Annotated in this window: 13 protein-coding genes; 12 read left to right on the top strand and 1 reads right to left on the bottom strand. The window is 62.4% G+C overall.

Translation table 11 applies throughout. The annotated features are described in order from the left end of the window. The first annotated feature begins 83 nt into the window (after positions 1 to 83). The 9 genes from ACSSVC_RS28080 (at position 84) to ACSSVC_RS28040 (ending at position 10,663) form a co-directional block, all read left to right on the top strand. Positions 84 to 815, top strand: a complete 732-nt coding sequence (locus ACSSVC_RS28080; RefSeq protein ID WP_346632410.1) for a response regulator — start codon at positions 84 to 86, stop codon at positions 813 to 815. Continuing rightward, positions 805 to 2,274: an ATP-binding protein gene (locus ACSSVC_RS28075; protein WP_346632409.1), complete on the top strand. Its 1,470-nt coding sequence runs from the start codon at positions 805 to 807 to the stop codon at positions 2,272 to 2,274. The genes ACSSVC_RS28080 and ACSSVC_RS28075 overlap by 11 nt, the downstream gene beginning before the upstream one ends. 224 nt (positions 2,275 to 2,498) lie before the next feature. After that, entirely contained in the window at positions 2,499 to 3,758 is a 1,260-nt protein-coding gene (locus tag ACSSVC_RS28070; protein WP_492611740.1) for a D-mannose isomerase, read from the top strand. Positions 3,759 to 3,874: 116 nt separating this feature from the next. Continuing rightward, on the top strand, positions 3,875 to 5,167 hold the full coding sequence (locus ACSSVC_RS28065) for an ABC transporter substrate-binding protein (RefSeq protein WP_346632407.1): 1,293 nt from the start codon (positions 3,875 to 3,877) through the stop codon (positions 5,165 to 5,167). A 161-nt stretch (positions 5,168 to 5,328) separates the two neighbouring features. Next, positions 5,329 to 6,237 carry a carbohydrate ABC transporter permease gene (locus ACSSVC_RS28060; RefSeq protein WP_346632406.1) on the top strand — a complete coding sequence of 303 codons (909 nt, stop codon included), beginning with the start codon at positions 5,329 to 5,331 and terminating at the stop codon, positions 6,235 to 6,237. Continuing rightward, on the top strand, positions 6,230 to 7,075 hold the full coding sequence (locus tag ACSSVC_RS28055; RefSeq protein WP_346632405.1) for a carbohydrate ABC transporter permease: 846 nt from the start codon (positions 6,230 to 6,232) through the stop codon (positions 7,073 to 7,075). Before ACSSVC_RS28060 ends, ACSSVC_RS28055 begins: the two co-directional genes overlap by 8 nt. Before the next feature lie 3 nt (positions 7,076 to 7,078). Further along, positions 7,079 to 8,239 (top strand): ABC transporter ATP-binding protein, encoded by a 1,161-nt coding sequence (locus tag ACSSVC_RS28050; protein ID WP_492611739.1) that lies wholly within the window; start codon positions 7,079 to 7,081, stop codon positions 8,237 to 8,239. An 88-nt stretch (positions 8,240 to 8,327) separates the two neighbouring features. Continuing rightward, positions 8,328 to 9,677, top strand: coding sequence for a carbohydrate porin (locus ACSSVC_RS28045; RefSeq protein WP_346632403.1), 1,350 nt, complete (start codon positions 8,328 to 8,330; stop codon positions 9,675 to 9,677). A 131-nt stretch (positions 9,678 to 9,808) separates the two neighbouring features. Continuing rightward, positions 9,809 to 10,663, top strand: coding sequence for a D-hexose-6-phosphate mutarotase (locus ACSSVC_RS28040; protein WP_346632402.1), 855 nt, complete (start codon positions 9,809 to 9,811; stop codon positions 10,661 to 10,663). Between the two features lie 21 nt (positions 10,664 to 10,684). On the opposite strand, the gene ACSSVC_RS28035 is transcribed toward ACSSVC_RS28040, so the two are convergent. After that, positions 10,685 to 11,545 carry a MurR/RpiR family transcriptional regulator gene (locus ACSSVC_RS28035; protein ID WP_170001736.1) on the bottom strand — a complete coding sequence of 287 codons (861 nt, stop codon included), beginning with the start codon at positions 11,543 to 11,545 and terminating at the stop codon, positions 10,685 to 10,687. A 226-nt stretch (positions 11,546 to 11,771) separates the two neighbouring features. On the opposite strand from ACSSVC_RS28035, the gene zwf reads away from it, so the two are divergent. From zwf to ACSSVC_RS28020, 3 genes are read left to right on the top strand one after another with little or no spacing between them, the layout of a single operon-like run. Further along, entirely contained in the window at positions 11,772 to 13,241 is a 1,470-nt protein-coding gene (gene zwf / locus ACSSVC_RS28030; RefSeq protein WP_346632401.1) for a glucose-6-phosphate dehydrogenase, read from the top strand. Then, positions 13,228 to 13,941: a 6-phosphogluconolactonase gene (pgl, locus tag ACSSVC_RS28025; protein ID WP_492611738.1), complete on the top strand. Its 714-nt coding sequence runs from the start codon at positions 13,228 to 13,230 to the stop codon at positions 13,939 to 13,941. Before zwf ends, pgl begins: the two co-directional genes overlap by 14 nt. 17 nt (positions 13,942 to 13,958) lie before the next feature. Next, on the top strand, positions 13,959 to 14,624 hold the full coding sequence (locus ACSSVC_RS28020; RefSeq protein WP_042940567.1) for a bifunctional 4-hydroxy-2-oxoglutarate aldolase/2-dehydro-3-deoxy-phosphogluconate aldolase: 666 nt from the start codon (positions 13,959 to 13,961) through the stop codon (positions 14,622 to 14,624). Positions 14,625 to 14,643 lie beyond the last annotated feature (19 nt).

Here is a 14,643-nt window from a genome sequence, read left to right as displayed (position 1 = left end):
CGGCTTGCCGGCGAAGAGGCCGTAACAGGCCTCCCACCATCAGGCATAATCGCGCTCCCTGCCTAACAATAAGGACGGCCCCGGTGAGTTCAGTCAGTAAGTCGATTTTGTTGGTTGACGACGATCAGGAAATTCGCGAGCTGCTGGACACCTACCTCAGCCGCTGCGGTTTCCAGGTGCGCACCACCGCCGATGGCGCCGGCTTTCGCCAGGCCCTGAGCGAGGCGCCCAGCGACCTGGTGATCCTCGACGTGATGCTGCCCGACGAAGACGGCTTCAGCCTGTGCCGCTGGATTCGCCAGCATCCACGGCGCAGCCAGGTGCCGATCATCATGCTCACCGCCAGTTCCGACGAGGCCGACCGGGTCATCGGCCTGGAGCTGGGGGCCGACGACTATCTGGGCAAACCCTTCAGCCCCCGCGAACTGCAGGCACGGATCAAGGCCCTGCTGCGCCGCGCCCAGTTCGCTCAGGAGCGGGTTGCCGGCGAAGTGTTGTGCTTCGACGAGTGGCGCCTGGATGTGATCAGTCATCGGTTGTTTCATAACGACGGCGAGGAGGTGATCCTCTCCGGCGCCGACTTCGCCCTGCTCAAGCTGTTCCTCGACCACCCCCAGGAAATCCTCGATCGCGACACCATCGGCAACGCCACCCGCGGGCGCGACCTGATGCCCCTGGACCGCATCGTCGACATGGCCGTCAGCCGCCTGCGCCAGCGTCTGCGGGACACGGAAAAGCCGCCGCGGCTGATCCGTACCGTGCGTGGCAGTGGCTATCAATTGGCAGCCAATGTGGTTGCCGGCAATGGTCACTGAGGCGTTGCGCGGGGTATTGCGACGGGTGCCGATGCCCCGCTCTCTACTGGGGCGCATGCTCCTGCTGACCTTGCTGGCGGTGTTGTTTGCCCAGGCCCTGTCCAGCGTGATCTGGGTTTCACAATTGCGCGCCACCCAGCTCGAGGGCCTGGTGACCAGCGCCCGCAGCCTGGCGCACTCGATGACCGCCAGCGTCAGCTACCTGCGTTCGCTGCCGGTGGCTTATCGCCCCTTGGTGCTCGACCAGTTGCGCAGCATGGGCGGTACTCGTTTTGTCGTGACCCTCAATGACAAGCCCCTGGGCATGCAGGTGCTGCCCGCCACCCCGCGTAAAGAGGCGGTATTGCAGGCGGTGGAGCAAGTGTTGCGCCAGTCCCTGGGCAACGACGCGGACATTTCCGTGACCTTTGTCAGCCCCGATGATCTGCGGATCTTCAATGGCGGCCTCAAACTCGACGAACTGCCCCGCTCCTGGGCCCATTACGCCCTGACCCTTGAGCCGGTGAACCCACCGGTGCTGGTGACCCAGATCCAGATGGCCCCGGGAGAATGGCTGTACATCGCCTCGCTCCTGCCCGAACCCTACACCAGCCTCGAAGAACAGGGCCTGCCGGCGCAGCAAGTGTGGTTCATCCTTCTTACCAGCGGTTTTCTGCTGCTGTTCATCGGCCTGCTGGTGCACTGGCAGAGTCGGCCCCTCAAGCGCCTGGCCCGGGCGGCTCGGGACATGTCCCTGGGGGCGGATGTCGAGCCGGTAGCGGAGGGCGGCGGCAGTGAAGTGGTGGAGGTGGGCCGGGCCTTCAACAGCATGCGCGAACGCATCAGTCGCTACCTGACCGAGCGCAGCCAGCTGTTCAGCGCCATCTCCCATGACCTGCGCACCCCCATTACCCGCCTGCGCCTGCGGGTGGAACTGCTGGAGGACGAGCAACTGCAAACCAAGTTCGGTCGCGACCTGGACGAACTGGAGCTGCTGGTCAAAGGCGCGCTGCAATGCGTCAAGGACACCGACATCCACGAGAACATCGAACCGGTGGACCTCAATCAGGTACTCGACTGCCTGGTAGAGCCTTATCTGGCACCCAACGGCAATGGCCGCGTGACCCAGCAGGGCCGGGCCCTGGCCAGCTACCCGGGCAAGCCCCTGGCGCTCAAGCGCTGCATGGGTAACCTGATCGACAATGCCCTGAAGTACGGACAGAACGCTCACCTGCACATCGAAGACGACGACAGCGGCTTTGTCCTGCATGTCGACGACGAAGGCCCCGGCGTACCGGAGCAACGTCTGGAGCAAGTCTTCGAACCGCACTTCCGTCTTGCCGGCCAGCAGCAGGGCTACGGCCTGGGCCTGGGTATTGCGCGCAACATTGCCCACAGCCATGGCGGCGAAGTCAGCCTGCAGAACCTGCGCGAAGGCGGCCTGCGGGTAACCCTGTACCTGCCCCGGACCTTCGACTGACCTACCGGCCGGTGTAAGTGCTGGCTTGTGTAGGAGCTGGCTTGCCAGCGAAGGCGTCCTCAAGGGCGCTACAGCACTCAAGGGCCTTTTCGCCGGCAAGCCGGCTCCTACGGGACGGAGGGTAATGTCACCGTTTGGTGACATTGTGCGGGCCCTTCGTTACCTGCGGTTGCCGGCGGCTTGATTAGACTCAAGCCTTCGATAAAAACAACAACAGGTCACCCATGGACTCTCTTCCCCTGCCGCTGCGCAGTTGGCTGAACGCGCCCGCTCACCATTCCTGGCTCGCCGCCGAAGGCCTGCGCCTGCTGGATTTCGCCAAGGTTTCACGGCTCGCCGAAGGCTTCGGCAACCTCGATGCCCAGGGCTGCCTGCCCGTCGGCGCCCTGGCCGAAACCATGAACACCGCGCGCATGACCCACAGTTTTGCCATGGCCCATATCCAGGGCTTGCCGGGTTACGCCGGGCTGGTGGACCACGGCATCGCCGCCCTCATGGGCCCGTTGCGTGATGCCGAGCACGGTGGCTGGTTCGCCGTGGCCGGTCACGCGGATGGCAACAGCACCAAGGCTGCCTATCTGCATGCCTTTGTCGCCCTGGCCGCCAGCTCCGCAGTGGTGGCGCGGCGGCCCGGTGCCGAAGCCCTGCTCGCGGAGGCGATCCGGGTCATTGACGGGCATTTCTGGAGCGAGGAGGAGGGCGCCATGGGCGAGTCCTTCAACCGCGACTGGAGCGAGCAGGAAGCCTATCGCGGCGCCAACAGCAACATGCACGCCACCGAGGCCTTCCTGGCCCTGGCCGATGTCACCCAGGACCCGCGCTGGCTCAACCGCGCGCTGCGCATCGTCGAACGGCTGATCCATCAGCACGCCGCAGCCAATGACTTCATGGTGATCGAGCATTTCGATCCGTCCTGGCAGCCTGTGCGGGACTACAACCAGGCCTGCCCCGCCGACGGTTTCCGTCCCTTCGGCACCACGCCGGGCCACGGTTTCGAGTGGGCGCGCCTGCTGTTGCACCTGGAGGCATCGCGGGTCCAGGCCGGCATGTTGACTCCGGGTTGGCTGGCGCTGGATGCGCAGCGCTTGTTCGAGAGTAACTGTCGCTACGGCTGGGACGTGGACGGTGCCCCGGGCATTGTCTACACCCTGGACTGGGACAACCGGCCGGTGGTTCGCCAGCGTCTGCACTGGACTCACGCCGAGGCCAGCGCCGCCGCCAGCGCCTTGCTCAGGCGCACCGGCCAAGAGCAGTACGAGACCTGGTACCGGCTTTTCTGGGAGTTCTGCGAAGCGCACTTCATCGATCGCCAACAGGGTAGCTGGCATCACGAACTGGGCAGCGACAACCGCCCGGCCGCCGAAATCTGGGGCGGCAAGCCGGACCTCTATCACGCCTGGCAAGCCGTGCTGATTCCGCGTCTGCCCCTGGCGCCGAGCATGGCCTCGGCTTTGGCCCAAGCGTCTGTTCCGGGCCTTGTGTAACCATGTCGTGACATTTCCCCGTCGCTTCGTTACCCGAACGTTCGACTAGGCTGTTTAGACTCGTGTGCAGCGCAAGCACCAGACTTGCATGCATAACAACAAGAAAGGTACTTCAAATGAATGCGATTTCTCGCCTCGCCACTGTCATTTCCCTTGCCTCTCTGTTTCCCCTGAGTGCCCTCGCCGCCGATTCCAAAGGTTCCGTGGAAGTCGTCCACTGGTGGACTTCGGGTGGTGAAAAAGCCGCCGTCGATGTGCTCAAGGCCCAAGTGGAAAAAGACGGTTTCACCTGGAAGGACGGCGCCGTCGCCGGTGGTGGCGGTTCGACCGCGATGACCGTGCTGAAAAGCCGCGCCGTGGCCGGCAACCCACCGGGTGTGGCACAGATCAAGGGCCCGGACATCCAGGAGTGGGGCAGCACCGGCTTGCTCAGCACCGACACCCTCAAGGACGTGGCCAAGGCGGAAAACTGGGACGGCCTGCTGTCGTCCAAGGTGGCCAATACCGTCAAGTACGAAGGTGACTACGTCGCGGTGCCGGTGAACATCCACCGGGTCAACTGGCTGTGGATCAACCCTGAAGTGTTCAAGAAGGCCGGGATCGACAAGGCTCCGACCACCCTCGAAGAGTTCTATGCCGCTGGCGACAAGCTCAAGGCTGCGGGCTTCATTGCCCTGGCCCACGGAGGTCAGCCGTGGCAGGACAGCACCGTATTCGAAGATGTGGTGCTGTCGGTGATGGGCCCTGAGGGCTACAAGAAAGCCCTGGTGGACCTGGACCAGAAAACCCTCTCCGGCGCGCAAATGACCAAGGCCTTCACCGAGCTGAAGAAGATCACCGGCTACATGGACCCCAACCGCGCCGGGCGTGACTGGAACATCGCTGCCGCTGACGTGATCGGCGGCAAGGCCGGCATGCAGATGATGGGCGACTGGGCCAAGAGTGAATGGACGGCGGCGAAGAAAGTCGCCGGCAAGGACTATCAGTGCGTGCCGTTCCCGGGCACCGACAAGGCTTTCACCTACAACATCGACTCCCTGGCGGTGTTCAAGCTCAAGGCCGATCGCAAAGGTGATATCGCCGCTCAGCAAGACCTGGCCAAGGTCGCCCTGGGCAAGGACTTCCAGAAGGTCTTCAGCATCAACAAGGGCTCGATCCCGGTACGTACCGACATGCTCAATGCCATGAGTACCGAGGGCTTCGACTCCTGTGCGCAAGCCGCGGCCAAGGATTTCCTGGCCGACGAGAAGACCGGCGGCCTGCAGCCGAGCATGGCGCACAACATGGCCACTTCCCTGGCGGTGCAGGGCGCGATCTTCGACGTGGTGACCAACTTCATGAACGACAAGGATGCGGACCCGGCCAAGGCCAGTGCGCAACTGGCCTCGGCGGTCAAGGCCGCGCAGTAAGGTCTGGCGCCGCAGGTTCGCCTGCGGCCCGTTGTCCACCTCTCCCTGTGTAGGAGCCGGCTCGCCGGCGAAGCGCCGTGCCCGGTACATCGTGTCGTGCCGTTCGCTGGCGAGCCGGTTCCTGCAGGCAGAGGTTCCATTTCTTCAACCGGGTTATTGCGATGAGCTCTGTGGCGGTTTTCAGCAAGGCCTCACCCCTGGACGCACTGCAGCGCTGGCTGCCCAAGCTGGTGCTGGCGCCAAGCATGGTGATCGTGCTGGTGGGGTTCTATGGCTACATCATCTGGACGTTCATTCTGTCCTTTACCAATTCCAGCTTCATGCCGAGCTACAAGTGGGTCGGCCTGCAGCAGTACCTGCGCTTGATGGACAACGACCGCTGGTGGGTGGCGAGCAAGAACCTCGCGCTCTTTGGCGGCATGTTCATCGCCATCAGCCTGGTGCTGGGGGTGTTCCTGGCGGTGTTGCTGGACCAGCGCATCCGCAAGGAAGGCTTCATTCGCACCGTGTACCTGTACCCCATGGCACTGTCGATGATTGTTACCGGCACCGCCTGGAAGTGGCTGCTCAACCCTGGCCTGGGTCTGGACAAGATGCTCCGTGACTGGGGCTGGGAAGGCTTTCGCCTGGACTGGCTGGTGGATCAGGACCGGGTGGTCTATTGCCTGGTGATCGCTGCCGTGTGGCAGGCCTCGGGCTTTGTCATGGCGATGTTCCTGGCCGGCCTGCGGGGTGTCGACCAGTCGATCATCCGCGCTGCCCAGGTGGACGGTGCGAGCCTGCCGACCATCTACCTGAGGATCGTCCTGCCGAGCCTGCGCCCGGTGTTCTTCAGTGCCTTCATGATCCTCGCCCACATCGCCATCAAGAGCTTCGATCTGGTGGCGGCGATGACCGCGGGTGGCCCGGGTTACTCCTCCGATTTGCCGGCGATGTTCATGTATTCCTTTACCTTCAGCCGTGGCCAGATGGGCATCGGTTCCGCCAGTGCCATGCTGATGCTGGGGGCCGTGCTGACCATTCTGGTGCCGTACCTGTACTCCGAACTGCGAGGCAAGCGCCATGAATAACTCCCTCGCCAAGCCAACCCTGAATTTCAGTCGGATCGCCATCTACGCCACGCTGTTGCTGGCGGCGGCGGTGTACCTGATTCCGTTGGTGGTGATGCTGCTCACCAGCTTCAAGACCCCGGAAGACATCCGCACCGGCAACCTGCTGAGCTGGCCTCAGGTGGTGGACGGCATCGGCTGGATCAAGGCCTGGGACACCGTGGGCGGCTACTTCTGGAATTCGGTGAAGATCACCGTGCCGGCGGTACTGATCTCCACGTTCATCGGTGCAATGAACGGCTACGTGCTGTCGATGTGGCGTTTTCGCGGCTCCCAGCTGTTCTTCGGCCTGCTGCTGTTCGGCTGCTTTCTGCCGTTCCAGACTGTGCTGCTGCCGGCCTCGTTCACCCTTGGCAAGTTCGGCCTGGCCAACACCACCACCGGTCTGGTGCTGGTGCACGTGGTCTACGGCCTGGCCTTCACCACGCTGTTTTTCCGCAACTACTACGTGAGCATCCCCGATGCCCTGGTCAAGGCGGCGCGCCTGGACGGCGCCGGGTTCTTCACCATCTTCGGCAAGATCCTGCTGCCGATGTCGGTGCCGATCATCATGGTCTGCCTGATCTGGCAGTTCACCCAGATCTGGAACGACTTCCTGTTCGGCGTGGTGTTTGCCAGCGGCGACGCGCAACCGATCACCGTGGCCCTGAACAACCTGGTGAACACCAGCACTGGGGCCAAGGAATACAACGTTGATATGGCGGCGGCGATGATCGCCGGGCTGCCGACACTGCTGGTCTACATCTTCGCCGGCAAGTATTTCCTGCGCGGGCTGACGTCCGGCGCGGTCAAGGGGTAAAGCATGGCAACTCTCGAATTACGCAACGTCAACAAGACCTACGGTGCCGGCCTGCCGGACACCCTGAAGAACATCGAGCTGAAGATCGACGACGGTGAGTTCCTGATCCTCGTCGGCCCGTCCGGCTGCGGTAAATCCACCCTGATGAACTGCATCGCCGGGCTGGAGAACATCAGCGGCGGGGCGATCCTGGTGGATGATGCCGACATCAGCGGCATGAGCCCCAAGGACCGTGACATCGCCATGGTGTTCCAGTCCTACGCGCTGTACCCGACCATGAGCGTGCGCGACAACATCGCCTTCGGCCTGAAGATCCGCAAGATGCCCAGCGCCGAGATCGACGCGGAGGTGGCGCGGGTGGCCAAGCTGCTGCAGATCGAGCACCTGCTGACCCGCAAGCCGGGCCAGCTCTCCGGTGGCCAGCAGCAGCGGGTGGCCATGGGCCGGGCGCTGGCGCGGCGGCCGAAGATCTACCTGTTCGACGAACCGCTGTCCAACCTCGACGCCAAGCTGCGGGTCGAGATGCGCACCGAAATGAAACTGATGCACCAGCGCCTGAAGACCACCACGGTCTACGTCACCCACGATCAGATCGAAGCCATGACCCTGGGTGACAAGGTGGCGGTGATGAAGGACGGGATCATCCAGCAGTTCGGGACCCCGAAGCAGATCTACAACGACCCGGCCAACCTGTTCGTGGCGAGCTTTATCGGTTCGCCGCCGATGAACTTCATCCCCCTGCGCCTGCAACGCAAGGAAGGCCGCCTGCTGGCCCTGCTGGACAGTGGCCAGGCCCGTTGCGAGCTGCCTCTGGGCATGCAGGACGCGGGGCTTGAAGACCGTGAAGTGATCCTCGGCATTCGTCCGGAGCAGATTTCCCTGGCTCCCGCCGAAGCCAACGGTTTGCCGACCCTGCGCGCCGAGGTCCAGGTGATCGAGCCCACCGGTCCCGACACCCTGGTGTTCGTCACGCTCAATGGCACCAAGGTCTGCTGCCGCCTGGCTCCGGATCAGGCGCCCGAGGCCGGGGAAACCCTGACACTGCAGTTCGATCCGGCCCGAGTGCTGCTGTTCGATGCCCAGAGTGGCGAGCGCCTGGGAACGGCCGGCGCGCCTGTGTCCGAGTCCCGTAGCGGCAACGTGGCGCAGTTCAAGGGACGTTGAATCCGTGGCGGATGGCCTGTCATCCGTCGCACCCGCTGTAAACCGCGTTGGATAAATCGTTAATAACAATAAAGACGAGGATGTAGGGATGAAAAAGCAACACAGCAATACCCGGCTGCTTTGCCAGTTGTCAGCGGCTGCGGCATTGGTCCTGTCGGCCCATGCCATGGCTGACGAGGCGTTCAGCGCCGACTCCAAGTGGATGACCGGCGACTGGGGCGGTGAGCGCACCAAGCTGATCGAACAGGGGATCGACATCAAGGCCGACTACGTCGGTGAAATGGGCGCTAACCTGCATGGCGGCTACAACGACGACAAGACCGGGCGCTACAGCGACCAGTTCGGCCTCGGCGTGGCGTTCGATCTGCAGAAACTGCTGGGTTGGGACAACACCCAGGCCAAGATCCAACTGACCAACCGTAACGGTCAGAACATTTCCAACGACCGCATCGGCGACCCGCGTGCCGGCACCCTGAGCTCTTCCCAGGAGGTTTACGGTCGTGGCCATATGGTCCGTCTGACCCAACTGTGGATTCAGCACCAGTTCCTCGACGGCAAGCTGGACGTCAAGGCCGGTTACTTCGGCGAAGGCGAAGACTTCAACACCTTTCCCTGCGATTTCCAGAACCTGGCCTTCTGTGGCTCCCAGGTGGGCAACTGGGCCACCGGCATCTGGTACAACTGGCCGGTCAGCCAGGCGGCCCTGCGCATCAAGTACCACATCACTCCCGAGCTGTACGCGCAGATCGGCGCCTACAACCAGAACCCGTCGCAGTTGGAGCACGGCAACGGCTTCAAGCTCAGCGGCAGTGGTACCAAGGGCACCGTATTGCCGGTGGAACTGGTCTGGTCGCCCAAGCTCAACAGCCTGCCGGGCGAGTACCGCGTCGGTTACTACAAGAGCACGGCCGATGCCAATGATGTGCGCAAGGACGTCAACGGTCAGGATGCCGCGGACACGGGTGATGCCTATCGCGTGCACAACAGCAAGCACGGCTACTGGTTCGTCGGGCAGCAGCAACTCACCACGCACAATGGTGATGCTTCCCGTGGTCTGAACATCGCCGCCAACGCCACTTTCCATGACAAGGACACCAACGTCGTCGACAACTACCAGTCGTTGATGTTCGTGTACAAGGGGCCGTTCGATGCGCGTCCGAAGGATGACGTGGGCATCGGTTTTGCGCGTATCCACGTCAATGACGATGTGCGCAAGAACGCCCAGTTGATCAACGAGGACAACGGCATCAGCAACTATGACAATGCGCTGTACATGCCGCTGCGCGACACGGAATACAACTACGAGATCAACTACGGTTTCCACGTCACCAACTGGCTGACCGTGCGCCCCAACCTGCAGTACATCACTCACCCGGGCGGTGTGGATGAAGTGGATAACGCGTTGGTGGCCGGTCTGAAAATTCAGTCGGTGTTCTAGGGCTGTTGCGATAAGCTCCTTCTCTATGTGCGCATTTTGCGGATGGCCTGGGCCGTCCGCTTTTTTTTGTGGGGATGGCGCAGTCCCCCTGATGAATATCGAGACAGCAGTGATTTTCAGGACCGCGGCCCATGCATGAGCATCCGCTACAACGCTTTTTCAAATCCTTGCGCGAACGCCCGGTGTTCGCCTGGGAGCGCTATCAGCTGCGCGATGTGCTGGTGATCGATCATCCGCTGTGCCAGGCGGTGTTCAGTCGCCAGGGCGCACAGCTGCTGCACTTTCAGCCGGCCGGGCAGAAGCCCTGGCTGTGGTGCGCTGCGAAGTGGCCGCAAGTGGGGGCAATTCGCGGTGGGGTGCCGGTCTGCTGGCCCTGGTACGGGCGCCATCCCAGCGAAAATGCCTGGCCGTCCCACGGTTGGGCGCGGCTGTTGGACTGGAAGTTGCTGGACAGCAGCAGCGCTGACGACGGTGTGCGCCTGCACTGGCAATTGCAGTTGTGCGACTGGAAGGTCGACCTGCACGCGCACTTGGGGCAAAGCATGGATCTGCGTCTGAGCACCGAGCATCAGGACAGTGAACCTTGTCAGTTGAGTCAGGCTTTGCACGCCTACTGGCGTATTGGTGATGTCGGCGAGGTAGCGCTGTCTGGGCTTGATGGTGCCCAGGGGTACGACCAGTTGAACCGCCAGGTCTGTCAGCAGCAGGGCGAGTTGCGGGTCGAGGGCGGGTGCCAGCGGGTGTTCCAGCACGAAGGGGAGTTGCAGCTCAAGGATCACGCCTGGCAGCGTGAGTTATGCATTGATACCGGTGACGATGCCGACACCGTGGTCTGGCATCCCGGCACTCGGCCCTTGCTGGGGGTGAGCTGGAACGAGGTGTCGCGGTTCGTCTGTGTCGAAGCGGCTGCCGGGGGCACCGACAGCCTATGCCTGGCGCCGGGGGAGCAGGCGCACCTGAGTCTGCAGGCGCGCGCTGCGGTGTAGGAGCCGGCGAACGGAACTACCTCAATTGAACTCGTCGCCCACCGGATAGCGGCTGGCGTTGAGGCTTTCCTTGATCTTGCGCAGGTGCGGCTGGAAGTCCACGCCGCGGCGCAGGGTCATGCCGGTGGCCAGCACATCAAGCACGGTGAGCTGGATGATCCGCGACGTCATCGGCATGTAGATGTCGGTGTCTTCCGGTAGCGGAATGTTCAGGCTCAAGGTACTGGCCTTGGCCAGCGGCGAGTTTTCCGCGGTCAGCCCCAGCACCGAAGCGCCGTTTTCTCGGGCAATGCGCGCCACTTCCACCAACTCTCGGGTACGGCCGGTGTAGGAAATGATCACGAACAATTCGCCGGTGTGGGCCACCGAGGCGATCATGCGCTGCATCAATACGTCGGCATGGGCCGTCACTGCCAGGTTGAAGCGGAAAAATTTGTGCAGTGCATCCATGGCCACCGGGGCCGAGGCACCGAGGCCGAAGAAGTGGATCTGCCGAGCCTGAATCAACAGGTCAACGGCCTTGCTGATCAGGTTCGGGTCCAGGGCCTGGCAGGCGCTGTCCAGGGAGGCGATGGCACTGCCGAAGATCTTTTGTGTGTAGGCTTCCGGGTTGTCGTCGGCCTCTACGGCGCGGCTGACGTACGCGGCGCCGCTGGCCAGGCTCTGGGCCAGTTGCAGCTTGAGTTCCGGGTAACCGCTGACACCGAAGGAGCGGCAGAAGCGATTGACCGTCGGCTCGCTGACCGAGGCGGCCTGGGCCAGCGCAGCGATGCTGAAGCGAGTCGCCTGCTGCGGGTTGAGCAGGATGACTTCAGCGACTTTACGTTCCGCCTTGTTCAGTTCTTCAAGGCGGTTCTGGATCTGCTCCAGAAGATTTCGCACTCGGTCCATTAAAGTTTCCTAGATCGGCTAGTCAGGCGCAGCGGCAGAGCCGCGACAAGCGCCTGCAATGCGAAGTTGAGAGGTGGCCTATCCTACTGATGGCCTGGATCGACCACCACCTGGAATCTGTATTTTGTAAAAATGTTGTGTTTATTACTACATTTTTCCTTGAGTGATGCCTTGAAAAAAGGTATTTGTAGCTTAACTTGATAAAAGAACAAACATCATGCCTTCGATAACGGTTGAACCCTGCACTTTTGCCTTGTTCGGCGCGCTGGGCGATCTGGCGCTGCGTAAGCTGTTTCCTGCCTTGTACCAACTCGATGCCGCCGGTCTGTTGCATGACGACACGCGGATTCTGGCCCTGGCCCGTGAGCCGGGCACCGAGCAAGAGCACCTGGCGAATATCGAAACCGAGCTGCGCAAGTACGTCGGCGACAAGGACATCGATAGCGCCGTCCTGCAGACTTTTCTCGCTCGCCTGAGCTACCTGCATGTGGACTTCCTCAAGGCCGAGGACTACGTGGCCCTGGCCGAGCGCGCTGGCAGCGAACAGCGCCTGATCGCCTACTTCGCCACCCCGGCGGCGGTGTATGGCGCGATCTGCGAGAACCTGTCCAGGGTCGGGCTCAACCAGCACACTCGCGTGGTCCTGGAAAAGCCCATTGGTTCAGACCTGGATTCGTCGCGCAAGGTCAACGACGCGGTGGCCCAGTTCTTCCCGGAAAATCGCATCTATCGGATCGACCACTATCTGGGCAAGGAGACGGTGCAGAACCTGATCGCCCTGCGTTTCGCCAACAGCCTGTTCGAAACCCAGTGGAACCAGAACTACATCTCCCACGTGGAAATCACCGTGGCCGAGAAGGTTGGCATCGAAGGCCGTTGGGGCTATTTCGACAAGGCCGGCCAGCTGCGGGACATGATCCAGAACCACTTGCTGCAGTTGCTGTGCCTGATCGCCATGGACCCGCCGGCCGACCTGTCCGCCGACAGCATCCGTGACGAGAAGGTCAAGGTGCTCAAGGCCCTGGCGCCCATCAGCCCGGAAGGCCTGACCACCCAGGTGGTGCGTGGCCAGTACATTGCCGGTCACAGCGAGGGCCAATCGGTTCCGGGTTACCTGGAGGAAGAAAACTCCAACACCCAGAGCGACACCGAAACCTTCGTTGCCCTGCGAGCCGATATCCGCAACTGGCGTTGGGCCGGAGTGCCGTTCTACCTGCGCACCGGCAAGCGCATGCCGCAGAAGTTGTCGCAGATCGTCATCCACTTCAAAGAGCCTTCGCACTATATCTTCGCCCCCGAGCAGCGCCTGCAGATCAGCAACAAGCTGATCATCCGCCTGCAACCGGACGAAGGTATTTCCCTGCGGGTGATGACCAAGGAACAAGGCCTGGACAAGGGCATGCAACTGCGCAGCGGTCCGTTGCAGCTGAATTTTTCCGATACCTATCGCAGTGCGCGGATTCCCGATGCCTACGAGCGGTTGTTGCTGGAAGTGATGCGCGGCAATCAGAACCTGTTTGTCCGCAAAGATGAAATCGAAGCCGCGTGGAAGTGGTGTGACCAGTTGATCGCCGGGTGGAAGAAATCCGGTGATGCACCCAAGCCCTATGCGGCCGGGTCCTGGGGGCCGATGAGCTCCATTGCACTGATCACGCGGGACGGGAGGTCTTGGTATGGCGATATCTGATTTGCAACTGCCGGCGGGTGTAGCAACCCACGAATTCCGCAGCCCGACCCTGTTGGCTGAAGGCCAGGCACTGAGAGTGGCCGAGCTGCTGCGCGAGGCTATTGCCGTCCGTGGCAACGCGACCCTGGTGGTGTCCGGTGGCCGTAGCCCGGTGGGTTTTTTCCAGGCCCTGGTGAAGCAGGAGCTGGACTGGTCCAAGGTGCTGATTACTCTGGCGGACGAGCGTTGGGTGCCGGTGGAACATGCCGACAGCAATGCCGGCCTGCTCAAGCGCTATCTGCTCCAGGGGCCGGTGGCCAAGGCCAACTTCCTCAGCCTCTATAGCGCTGCGGCCAACCTGGAAGAAGCGGCGCGGCAGGCGGATCGTCTGTTGTCCGAGTTGCCGGGTATCGATGTGCTGGTGCTGGGCATGGGCGATGACGGTCATACCGCCTCGCTGTTCCCCAACAGCCCGAACCTGGCCGAAGCGCTTCTGGTCGATGGCACCCGTCGCTGCTGGCCAATGCTGGCACCGACCGTGCCCCATCAGCGCCTGAGCATGAGCCGGGCCTTGCTGGCGTCGGCCCGCAATCAGCTGTTGTCGATTTCCGGTCAGTCCAAGCTGACCACCCTGAGTGCCGCACTGGCCGGTGACGCTGTTGCCGAAATGCCGATTCGCGCCTTCCTGCAAACCCCGTTAGAGATTTACTGGTGCCCATGAGCCAAGGATCAGCCGCTATGACAAACCTACCCCCGACCGTTTCCATGGCGGACAAAGTTGCCCTGATCGACAGCCTCTGCGCCAAGGCGCGGATTCTGCCGGTGATCACCATTGCCCGTGAGCAGGATGTGCTGCCACTGGCAGACGCCCTGGCGGCAGGCGGCCTGACGGCCCTGGAAGTGACTCTGCGTTCGCAGTTCGGCCTCAAGGCCATCCAGATCCTGCGCGAGCAGCGTCCGGAACTGGTGACCGGTGCCGGCACCGTGCTCGATCCGCAGATGCTGGCAGCGGCCGAAGCGGCGGGTTCGCAGTTCATCGTCACCCCGGGCATCACCCGTGACCTGTTGCAGGCCAGTGTGGCCAGCCCGATCCCGCTGTTGCCGGGGATCAGCAATGCTTCCGGGATCATGGAGGGGTATGCCCTGGGTTATCGCCGCTTCAAGCTGTTCCCGGCTGAAGTCAGCGGTGGCGTGGCGGCGATCAAGGCCCTGGGCGGTCCGTTCGGCGAGGTGAAATTCTGCCCGACAGGCGGCGTCGGCCCGGCCAATATCAAGAGCTACATGGCCTTGAAGAATGTGATGTGCGTGGGCGGTAGCTGGATGCTCGATCCCGAGTGGATCAAGAACGGCGACTGGGCACGGATTCAAGAGTGCACGGCCGAGGCCCTGTCTCTGCTGGACTGAAGTCTTTACCCGATTCGTT

The sequence above is a fragment of the Pseudomonas sp. E1BtOHC1 genome (assembly GCF_058744285.1).
Note: the sequence above shows the minus strand (reverse complement) of the source record. Positions and strands in the feature narration are given on the sequence as shown.